This is a genomic window from Mesorhizobium sp. M5C.F.Ca.IN.020.29.1.1, from assembly GCF_003997375.1.
GTDB classification, from domain to species: Bacteria; Pseudomonadota; Alphaproteobacteria; order Rhizobiales; family Rhizobiaceae; genus Mesorhizobium; species Mesorhizobium wenxiniae.
In genome coordinates this window covers 1-9,581 of record NZ_RZSW01000225.1, presented here as the reverse complement: position 1 = coordinate 9,581, position 9,581 = coordinate 1, and the positions used below count along the sequence as shown (strand labels likewise).

Sequence of the window (9,581 nt, the reverse complement as noted above, 5' to 3'; positions counted from 1 at the left end):
ACCATGGCGTGTGCACCTCAGACCAGGTGATGGAGACGATGAAGCGCATGGCTGGCGTCGTCGACCGCCAGAACGCAGGCGACCCGCTCTACCGGCCGATGGCGCCCGACTTCGACAAGTCGATCGCCTTCCTCGCCGCCTGCGATCTCGTCTTCAAGGGCCGGGTCCAGCCCAACGGCTACACCGAACCGGTGCTGCACGCGCGGCGGCTTGAGCTGAAGGCGAAGGAGGGCGCTGGCTGACACGCCGCCGTTGCAAACGTGCTGGCCTCACTCCGGTCGTTTCCAGGTGGGTAGAAATTTTTGCGCCTACCCCTGCTCAGGCCGAAGGCATGTCGCAGCCCGCTCCAGAGCATCTCGGGAAAGAACATGCCGGATGTTCAACACAGAGAAATGCACGGATTAATGCAGCAGAACTTCAGCATGACTCACCCGACAGATATTAGACATTCCTAAAACGTCGTTGTCCGGGTGCATGCGATCTGCTACGATTTTAATCACCGACAAACGGCTCTGGGAGGCCGTGCGTCTGACATCATGCACAAGATCAACTCAAAACCGGAGAACGGCCATGAAACGGCTTCTAACGGTCGCTGCCCTTTTGGCGGCGGGCAGTTTGTTTGCGATTCAAGGCGCAGCCGCCGATGACGCTGCGATGATCAAGAGCGCTGAATCCGCCGCACCCCCGGCTGTAGCAAGCGGCGCTACGATCCACGCCATGGATGAGAAGGGCGTAATGCGCAAGTTGCGCGAGGGCACAAACGGCTTCTGGTGCATGCCGGACAACCCGGCCACGCCTGGCCCGGATCCAATGTGTGGCGATGCCAACTCGATGGAATGGGCGATGGCGTGGATGGGAAAAAAGGAACCGCCCAAGGGCAAAGTCGGCTTCATGTATATGCTGGCCGGCGGCACCGACGGCAGCAACACCGATCCTTATGCGACGAAGCCTGAGGAAGGCAACAATTGGGTGGAGACTGGACCGCACGTGATGATCGTCAACGCAACGGACATGATGCAGGGCTATCCGGCTGACCCCAAACCTGACACGTCCAGGCCATATGTGATGTGGGCGGGCACTCCCTACGCACATCTCATGATCCCGGTTAAGTAGCCGCCGCGGAAATGACTGGCGATTGCGGTCAGGCTGCATAGCACCGGAATGTCGAATACCTTGCCGGCCCGGGCTGCTTCCGGCCCGCAGGCTGACCGACGCCGATCCGCGCGTATTGTGGGTCAGCGGGTTCCAGACCCGCTTCGAGCGGCGGCACCGCGCAGCCGATGGCGACATGCGCTGCGCAAATCGCCAGGCTGGCGGCCGACGGCGTCTGGTTGGCCGACCTGGCGACGATCGCTCTTCCCGAAGGGAGCAACTGCGCGTCGAGCTCCTTGAGATGATCCGGCAGCCCAGCAGAACCTGTGCATAGCCTTTGCTGACTGCTCGGCGGTGAAGCTTTCCGACGCCCGAACGTTGCACTCTACGCCGCCTGCGCCATTCGCTCCGAGCTCATACGGTAGGAAATCGCCTCGGCCAGATGGATGCGGCCGACCGTCTCGCTGGCCTCGAGATCGGCCAGCGTTCGCGCCACTTTCAGCACCCGGTGGTAGGCGCGCGCGGAAAAGCCGAGTTTTTCGCTGGCGTCCCTGAGCAGCGACAGGCCTGATGCATCCGGCATCGCGATTTCCTCGATGACCGAGGGCGAGCAATGCGCGTTGGTGGTGGCAGTGGTCGCGCCGAGCCGCTCGAAACGCTCGCGCTGGATTGTCCGGGCGCGTGCGACGCGCAGCGCCACAGCGGCACTCTTCTCTGTCCGGTCCGGCCGGATCAGATCGCTGGCCGAGACCGCCGGGACCTCGATCCGGAGATCGATGCGGTCGAGCAGCGGGCCGGAAATGCGCGCCTGGTAGTCGGTGCGGCAACGGTCGCCGCGCAGGCAGCGATAGCCCGGCTCGCCGGCCATGCCGCAGCGGCACGGGTTCATCGCCGCAACCAGCTGGATGCGCGCCGGATAGGTGACGCGATGGTTGGCGCGGGCGATCATGCAGTCGCCGGTCTCCAGCGGCTGGCGCAGCGCGTCGAGCGCCTGCGGCGAGAATTCGGGAAACTCGTCGAGGAACAGCACGCCGTGATGGGCAAGCGACGCCTCGCCCGGCCGCACCCGCAGGCCGCCGCCGACCATCGCCGCCATCGAGGCCGAATGGTGCGGGGCGCGGAACGGCCGCCGGTCGGTCAGCTTGCCTTCGCCGAGTTCGCCGGCCACCGACGCGATCATCGAGACTTCGAGCAATTCCCTCGGCGCCAGCGGCGGCAGGATCGACGGCAGCCGCTGCGCCAGCATCGATTTTCCCGAACCCGGCGGTCCGACCATCAGCATTGCATTAGCATAAGACCCTGCGTATAATCACGTTATGCAGGTGGAAAAGCTATGAAATCTAACAGTCTCCCGCGCCCTAAGGCCTATTCCTATGTTCGATTCTCCACGCCCGAGCAGTCCCGAGGAGACAGCAAGCGCCGCCAGATGGAGAAGGCCGAACGCTACGCCCTGGAGCATGGCCTCGATTTGGTGGATGACAGCTACATGGACCTTGGCGTTTCGGCTTACCGTGGCCGCAACAAGGACGCCGGGGCTCTAGCCGATTTCCTACAAGCCGTCGAGGACGGGGTAGTGGAGAAAGGCTCATACCTTCTAGTCGAAAGCATGGACCGCATTTCGAGGGAGAAGCCACGTAAAGCCACGAGGTTGCTAGAGGATATTTGCGAGAGTGGAATCATTCTGGTGACACTGGGCGATGGCAAGGTCTACGACATTTCCACGCTAGACGACGATCCCATGGCATTCATGTGGGCGTTCATGGTTGCCATGCGGGCAAATGAAGAGAGCGAGACGAAGGCCAAGCGTGTTCGCGAGGCTTGGGGGAGGAAGAAGGCGAGTGCAGCCGCCGAGGGGAAACCCATGACGATGCGGGTTCCCGCGTGGCTGGCTCTCAAGACCGATCGCACGGGGTTCGATGTCCTAGACGATAGGGCCGCTGTGGTGCGCCGGGTGTTCCGCGAGGCTGATAAGGGGATTGGTCAGCACACAATTGCCAGCGGCTTGAACAAGGAAGGTGTAGAGACCTTCGGCGACGGGGCGCGCAAGGCCGCGTTCTGGCACCGCTCATACGTCGCTAAGATACTGGGAAACCCTGCCGTCATCGGGACCATGATTCCCCACGAGACCCGCGAGGTTAGCGGTAAGAAGAAGCGGGACGCCCTCGCTCCTATACCGAACTACTACCCGGCAATCGTCCCCGTAGCCCAGTTCAACCGTGTCAACTCCCGCAAGGACGGAAATAACACGCCTCGTATGAGGGCGTCCGCAGGGGAGGTATCCAACGTGCTGGCAGGGCTGGCGTCTTGTCCTTCGTGTGGTGCGACCATGACAAGGGTGAACAAGGGTCGCAAAAACGGAACGCCGTATCTGGTCTGTACCAAGGCTAAGGCCGGTGCGGGGTGCCAGTATCGCCAAGTGAACCTAGCGGAAATCAGCGGGGCCATCCAACACGCTGGGGGCCGCCAGTTGGTCTTTGAGGTTCCCTCGGGTGACGAGGGGTTGGACGAGGAACGGACCTCGCTGCAAAAGGCTTGGGACGGTGTGTCCAACGCCATCGAGAACATCTTGACTGAGATTGAGGGTGGCAACGCATCCGCCGCGCTTCGTCGTCGTCTGTCCGGCTACGAGACCGAGCTTGCCTCGGTCACGGGACGCCTTGAGGCAATTCATGAGCGCAGCAAGCGCGCCAGCGGTCGAGCGATTGGAAAGCTCGTGGCATCCCTTGAGAAAGTTCTCACTGATCCCGCGGCGACTGTGACGGAAATCAACACGGTACTGCGTGACGCCTTTGCCCGTTGCGTCGTGGACTATCGCGCGGGGACCCTCCGTTTCTTTTGGAAGCACGGGGGCGCGCCGACCGAAATCCCCTATTCCATCGAAACAGACTGACATCATAAGCTCTGCTTTACCCCCTCATACAGAGATACCAAAGGTGTCCTCACGTCTGTTCCCTGTTTTTGTCTAGGTGGGTCCTTTTGGCCCGCCGGGGGCAACCTACGATATCTTGCGCCTTCCTGCGCCTCAAGCACAATATCTATGGACAACCTATGACCTATACCGCCGATGCCGAAGTTACTGCGGCAGTCGATGCAATGCGTTCGATTCCCGCTGGACCCTCTCTAGCCGCGACTTTCCCCGTTGGTCGCAACTGGCATCACAGCCGCCATGCTCCTCTACCAGTACGCTACACCCGAACCGCCCGAAGGCTGGCCAATTGTGGGGCCATGGTTCCCGAGGGCTGCTCAACGAAAGACCTTCAAAGAACTCGAGATAACCACAGGCTCAACGTCGAGAGCATCAAGGATGTCCTAGTGACCCTTTGGGACTTCCGTCTCTTAGGGTGGCTACCATCGGATACCACGTACCTTGAGTACGCCCAGATTGCCGAGATTGTCGCCAAAGGCACCCGCCGTCCCCTGGATACCCGAGGCCTCATGCCCGACTGGTTCACCCGCCGCCACTCTGTCGATGAACTCAAGGCCTTCCGGGACGGCAAAGACGCATAGGGACTGGGCAAATTGCCCATGTAGCGTTGCCCACCCAGCAATCGAAGAAAGGTTCCAAATGACGGAACAGATATCCACCCCTGAGGCCCTCAGGTTAATCCGACAGGCCATTAAAGTTAACGGCCCCATGCCGCCTGCTCCCCTCCCGACCTATCTCGACCTCAAGGGGCCTGTCGGGCCATCGCGCGTCACTTCGATGACAAGCGTGTTCCAGCCGCGTGAACTCGACGGGCGTAAGCTGGAGGGTGAGCGCCACATTGAGACCTTGATGTCCGCTATCGGCTCCCCGTCCAATCCTGTGTACCTCGATCCACTGGTAGTCTGGTGGGGCGGAGACCGCTGGTTTGTGATCGATGGACACCACCGCCGCCATGCCTACCTCCGGGCAGGCGTTCACAAGGCCATCCCGGTTGAAGTCTTCGAGGGGACACTTGAGGAGGCCTTGGCGTTCGCCGTCGAGGCCAATTCAAAGGACCGTCTCCCCATGACCCTTGCTGAGAAACTCGACCGTGCTTGGTTCCTAACGGTCACCACAGACCTATCCCGCGACCGGATACGCCGCAGTTGTTCGATAGCGGATGGCACCGTGAAGAACATGCGCAAGGTTCGCGATGCCCTGGGTAAAACAGGGGCCTCCCAAGAGTACCTCATGTCACTCTCGTGGCAGGACGCCCGCGCCGAATTGCAGGGTTTAGCACCTAAGGAACCTCAACCCAATTGGCGTTCCAAACTGGTTGCTGACTATGAGAGACGGCTGCGCAAAACTTTCGGCTCCCAGCTATTCAAGAATGTCGACATTCTTGCCGATGCTCTTGTGGTTCTCGACAAGCGTTTCCCCGAATGGCTCCTTGAGGCCCCAGCCTTCAGTGAGTACATCGAGGACAACCTCGACCACTTCATCGCGGCGCGTGACAATCCTGACTACTGAGTAGAGAGGTTCCCGCTATCCTCCCTGACTGGGCAAATTGCCCATGTAGCGTTGCCCAGCCACTTGTGCCTTGGGCAAGCTCCTAGCGGACAACACACTCCCTTCGGGGAGCTTCCACACAACCACATAGGAGGTCGCCATTTGCGATCTAGCTTTCGCCCTCGGCATTGCTGCCGGGGCCGCACAAGCTGCCGGTGAGGCATCCGCTGCCGCCGCCAACGCCAAGAGCCTTCAAGCTCGCTCCAAGATAAACCAAGCCAGCAACCAGCATGATTTCGTCATCAAGGCCAATGCCGCCAACAAGGAAGGCTATCAAGCTGCCCTTGAGGGTGACCGCGCCAAGTCCGCCGCCATCGCCTCAGGCGCTGGAATGACCGGCAGCACGGTAGGCGTCAGGCTGGCCGAACAGAGCCGACAGTCCGCATTGTCTATCGCCAACGTCAAGGACCAGAGGCAGGGCGCTCAAGCCAACTACGTCATGCAGGGTAAAGCCAACCAGCTTGAGGCCCAAGACACACTCAACAAGCAACGCATGAACCCCATGACCACGTTCTTGGACGTCGCTACGTCGGGTCTCAAGAACTACGGCGCATTCCGTTAAACCAGAGGTAACCCATGGCACAACCCGTCACTCGGGGCCACCCGCGCGATTGGCGTGTGGGTGCCCAATCCTCAGTCAGTGGCCAGCAATTGCGCTGCCGCCAGATCACCAACGAAATGAAACTTTGCGATTGTCCCGGCTGCACCACCAAGCGCTCCGGTGTCTCCCGCTACTGCGGCCCCCACAGGGATGCCGCAAGTTCTCGGGGTGACCCCTTGGCCCGCCTTCCGTCCCGCAACGAACTAGCTATCTTTAAGAAGGCTATCGACCTCTACATGCGAACAGACCCCAAGTTTACCGCGAGGGTCGGGGTAGACCTCAGGGCTCTTGAGGCCCGCATGGTCCTCCCGGCGTCCTTCTGCCTGAGCGTAGCGGACATCCACCCAAAGCTCCCCCAGATCGCCAAGGCCAAGGGGCTTCTAGCCAACTGGCAACACAAGGACCACCGAACCTATACCGAAGCGGTCTTACACGCCCTGGCCCTCATTGGATGGATGCAAGTCTACTTCCATGCTGGTCAGGCCGGGGGGCTATGGGAGAACCGCAACCGGTTTCTTGAGACCCGAGCGGGTGCCTTCATGGGAGACTTTCGCAAAACCATCTGCACCACCACGCTGGTCAAGAAGGCCTCAGGGGCAACCCATCGGCACCTTGGCCGGGACTTCGTGCGCCACGCTCAACAGGTATACGGCAAGGCCTTCTGGTCCTCCACCGTCTCCACCAACGACGGTCAGTCAATGACCCTCCTCGACTACACCCGCAGGGCCCTTAAGGCCGCGAACCTCCTTTAGGAAAACACTATGTCCAACTACTTCGACCCCACCGCATCCGAGACGATGCGTATGCCCAACCCTATGGACGATAGGTCCGGCTGGGTAGGTCCCCAAAGCAATCCGAACTACGCCGTTGGCTCCGCCGCTGGTCCCGCCCCAGATGGTAAGGTGTTTGTTCCCGGTCTCAACACCTATGTCGACTTTGACATTGCCGAACAGCTTGGCTTGACGGCACCTCAGGGGAACTCTGGTGTCCCTGCCAATGGCGCGGCCCTCGAACCGCTTGCGGTGCCCGCTGGCGACGATCCCCTCGAAAGCATCGACATCGAAGAAATGTCCGAGGAGGAGCTTGAGGCCCTTCAGGATCAACTTGAGATCGACGCCGACGACCGCGAACCATCCCTCTCTGAAACCCTCGACGACATTGCCGAGTACTTCACGGATGAGGCCTTCGTGGACGGGGTGGAAACAATGGTTGAAACGGGGGACTTCAACGACACCATCGCCCGTCTCTCTGAGGCCACCGGCTTGGATGCGGCGACAGCCACCAACCTGCTCGAAACAACTGTGATGGAAGCGACCCCAATTGCGTCCGAACATCTCGGCGGCGAACGTTGGAACTCGCTTGTCTATGCGGCATCCCGCACCGACGACAGCTTGGCCCGCCGCATCGTCTCAGATGTGGTGACTGGTCGGCTGGACCCTGCCCGACTGGCTAACGCCTATTCCCTCTGGTGGCAGTCTCTGCCGGATGCCGACGAGGCCTAAAAAATGCTCGGCTACATCAACATCGCTTACGCCCTCACGACCTTAACCGCGACCCTGCTCGCAGTACTCCAATTCTGATTTTACGAAGGAACCACCACAATGGCCAAGAAACCCATGACCCGCGAGGAACTCCTCGCTCAACTCGAATCACTCGACAACTCCACTGAGATTGGCAGGCTCAAGGCCGAGGTCTCCCGGCTGACCGAGGAGAACGCCTCGTTTCTGTCCCAGCGCCAGGAGCTTGAACGCCAGCTTAAGCAAGAGCGCGAGGCTATGCAGCTGGTCCGCGAGGCCATCCGCAAGGTTGACGTCCGGACACGCTCCCACGGTGTAGACAGGCCCGGCCAAGCTGAGATTGCCGCAGCTGCGGACCGTGCTGGACGAATGGAATGGGCAGAGGTGCAGCTTGGTATTCAGAGGGGCACACACGACCCCGCAACGGGCAAGCCCTATACCGCTGAGACCAAGCCGCAGCGTGACTTGACCGCAGGGGCACCCAAGGTGACCCAGAAGGAACTCGCGTCTTTCTTCCCGTCCCTGAGTGGTCCTGAGGTGGACGTGACGAACACCGCCGAAGCTTTGGTTGATACCGATCTGTCGGAACTCAAGACCGCTTTGGAAATCGCCAAGGCGGAATAACGTCCGACATCCCGCGCCTTCTATGCCTGCCCTTCTTTCGTATCTCAAATTCGGTTTGGAGACGGCGGGAGGGGGGCGCGGGCTTCCCCCGGTGCCTAAGCGTTTTCGTTACGGTCGACGCAAAGGCACCGGGGTGGAGTTTGGTCAGGAGGCCTTGACCATCCCGGCCCGCTTTCTAAGAACGTGGAACGCCTCCTGGACGATCTCGTCATCCTTTCGGTCACGATCTTCCCGCTCATCCGTGAAGGTCAGTTCTTCGACGTGAAAGTCGTCCCCTTTTGCGGGCATGTGCTGCCATCCCCACTGACATGCTTCCCAGTGTCCATCACACGCGACGACGCGCCGCCCGATGATCTGGCCTTTCTTTCCATAGAACAAGATTTTATAGCTGGTCATTGTATCGGCTTCCCAAACAGAAGTGGCTTGATTGCCGATGCCCATTATTCACAGATTGAAGTTGAAAAAAACAGGCTTGACCGGAGAGGTTCCGCCAACGGAGAGGCTCCACTGCCGCAGGGAATTTGCGACTTAGTGTGAGCCAGTTATCCGTGGTAATGAGTCTACGTCCTAATGGGAGGAGTAAAGCGCGTAGGCCGCAGCCAGATACGAGAGAGCGATCATCATGTAGGCGATTTGGAGTTGCGTCACCGGTTTTGATTCCTTTTTGCTTCGATGACCCATATTAGTTTGAGAATGGTTCTTACGCGCGGCTTCCACAGATACTTTTCCGTGATCGTCCCTCCCACTTACGGCCCGTTAAGAGTCTCCGTGGGGAATAAGCTTCTTGGCTTCCTTGGCAGCAGCCTCGAAGGCACTGCGGATTTCCTTAGGGTCAACCTCCTCACCCTCCAGGGCTTGAAGGCAGAGGGCCGACGCACGTTGCCACTTGGGTCCCCTCTTGTTCCACTTCAGTAGCTGCTCGGATGCGCCTCGGACATTGTTGCAGGCATAAGTGACACCGACAATCTCGGTCTCCACGAACACCGGAGGGGAGAACCATAGGGTTGCCATCAGACTATGTGCCCTCGTGTGAGCTTTAGGCGCATGTCGATGCTCTCCAGCAGCGCCTGAAGGTCGACCGCGTACTGCTTCGGCAGTCCGACCGCAGGGTGCCCGTCATTGTCCGCAGGTTTCCCGGTGTGTCTGTCCCAGACTGTCCAGGTGCCCTCCGGGTTCCCTGAACGAGATCGTAGCGCATAGGGGTCGGACCATTTCACAGAAAATTCTGTTTCCCCTTATACGTATACCCGAGACCCCGAGTTCCCCCCGTGGC

Annotated in this window: 10 protein-coding genes and 2 pseudogenes; 9 read left to right on the top strand and 3 right to left on the bottom strand. The window is 60.1% G+C overall.

The annotated features are described in order from the left end of the window. Both EOA85_RS18675 and EOA85_RS18670 read left to right on the top strand, forming a co-directional pair. A pseudogene (locus tag EOA85_RS18675) lies at positions 1-242 on the top strand (malate synthase G); the annotation flags it as partial. Positions 243-570: 328 nt separating this feature from the next. Continuing rightward, positions 571-1,113 (top strand): hypothetical protein, encoded by a 543-nt coding sequence (locus EOA85_RS18670; protein ID WP_127210712.1) that lies wholly within the window; start codon positions 571-573, stop codon positions 1,111-1,113. 364 nt (positions 1,114-1,477) lie between these two features. Here the strand turns inward: EOA85_RS18670 and EOA85_RS18660 are convergent. Next, positions 1,478-2,374: pseudogene (locus tag EOA85_RS18660) on the bottom strand (ATP-binding protein); the annotation flags it as partial. A gap of 51 nt (positions 2,375-2,425) precedes the next feature. On the opposite strand from EOA85_RS18660, the gene EOA85_RS18655 reads away from it, so the two are divergent. From EOA85_RS18655 to EOA85_RS18630, 7 genes are all read left to right on the top strand, one after another. Continuing rightward, positions 2,426-3,982, top strand: a complete 1,557-nt coding sequence (locus EOA85_RS18655; RefSeq protein WP_127210710.1) for a recombinase family protein — start codon at positions 2,426-2,428, stop codon at positions 3,980-3,982. Positions 3,983-4,140: 158 nt separating this feature from the next. After that, positions 4,141-4,599 carry a hypothetical protein gene (locus EOA85_RS37560; RefSeq protein ID WP_164759737.1) on the top strand — a complete coding sequence of 153 codons (459 nt, stop codon included), beginning with the start codon at positions 4,141-4,143 and terminating at the stop codon, positions 4,597-4,599. A 58-nt stretch (positions 4,600-4,657) separates the two neighbouring features. Further along, entirely contained in the window at positions 4,658-5,527 is an 870-nt protein-coding gene (locus EOA85_RS18650) for a ParB N-terminal domain-containing protein (RefSeq protein ID WP_164759736.1), read from the top strand. A 370-nt stretch (positions 5,528-5,897) separates the two neighbouring features. After that, complete coding sequence (locus EOA85_RS18645) at positions 5,898-6,128, top strand: hypothetical protein (RefSeq protein ID WP_127210708.1); 231 nt, start codon at positions 5,898-5,900, stop codon at positions 6,126-6,128. A gap of 215 nt (positions 6,129-6,343) precedes the next feature. Continuing rightward, entirely contained in the window at positions 6,344-6,919 is a 576-nt protein-coding gene (locus tag EOA85_RS18640) for a hypothetical protein (protein ID WP_127210707.1), read from the top strand. Between the two features lie 9 nt (positions 6,920-6,928). Continuing rightward, positions 6,929-7,669, top strand: a complete 741-nt coding sequence (locus tag EOA85_RS18635; protein WP_127210706.1) for a hypothetical protein — start codon at positions 6,929-6,931, stop codon at positions 7,667-7,669. Positions 7,670-7,768: 99 nt separating this feature from the next. Then, positions 7,769-8,308 carry a cell division protein ZapB gene (locus EOA85_RS18630; protein WP_127210705.1) on the top strand — a complete coding sequence of 180 codons (540 nt, stop codon included), beginning with the start codon at positions 7,769-7,771 and terminating at the stop codon, positions 8,306-8,308. 144 nt (positions 8,309-8,452) lie between these two features. Here the strand turns inward: EOA85_RS18630 and EOA85_RS18625 are convergent, their stop codons facing one another. Beyond that, entirely contained in the window at positions 8,453-8,704 is a 252-nt protein-coding gene (locus EOA85_RS18625) for a hypothetical protein (protein WP_127210704.1), read from the bottom strand. A 360-nt stretch (positions 8,705-9,064) separates the two neighbouring features. Next, a complete protein-coding gene (locus EOA85_RS18620) occupies positions 9,065-9,319 on the bottom strand; it encodes a DUF982 domain-containing protein (RefSeq protein ID WP_127210703.1) in 255 nt (84 codons plus the stop codon). Positions 9,320-9,581 lie beyond the last annotated feature (262 nt).

Excerpts from the sequence above, each read along its gene's own strand:
- EOA85_RS18635 (WP_127210706.1), top strand. The coding sequence starts at position 6,929 with ATGTCCAACTACTTCGACCCCACCGCATCCGAGACGATGCGTATGCCC.
- EOA85_RS18620 (WP_127210703.1), bottom strand. The coding sequence starts at position 9,319 with ATGGCAACCCTATGGTTCTCCCCTCCGGTGTTCGTGGAGACCGAGATT.
- EOA85_RS18645 (WP_127210708.1), top strand. The coding sequence starts at position 5,898 with ATGACCGGCAGCACGGTAGGCGTCAGGCTGGCCGAACAGAGCCGACAG.
- EOA85_RS18650 (WP_164759736.1), top strand. The coding sequence starts at position 4,658 with ATGACGGAACAGATATCCACCCCTGAGGCCCTCAGGTTAATCCGACAG.
- EOA85_RS18655 (WP_127210710.1), top strand. The coding sequence starts at position 2,426 with ATGAAATCTAACAGTCTCCCGCGCCCTAAGGCCTATTCCTATGTTCGA.
- EOA85_RS37560 (WP_164759737.1), top strand. The coding sequence starts at position 4,141 with ATGACCTATACCGCCGATGCCGAAGTTACTGCGGCAGTCGATGCAATG.
- EOA85_RS18630 (WP_127210705.1), top strand. The coding sequence starts at position 7,769 with ATGGCCAAGAAACCCATGACCCGCGAGGAACTCCTCGCTCAACTCGAA.
- EOA85_RS18625 (WP_127210704.1), bottom strand. The coding sequence starts at position 8,704 with ATGACCAGCTATAAAATCTTGTTCTATGGAAAGAAAGGCCAGATCATC.
- EOA85_RS18670 (WP_127210712.1), top strand. The coding sequence starts at position 571 with ATGAAACGGCTTCTAACGGTCGCTGCCCTTTTGGCGGCGGGCAGTTTG.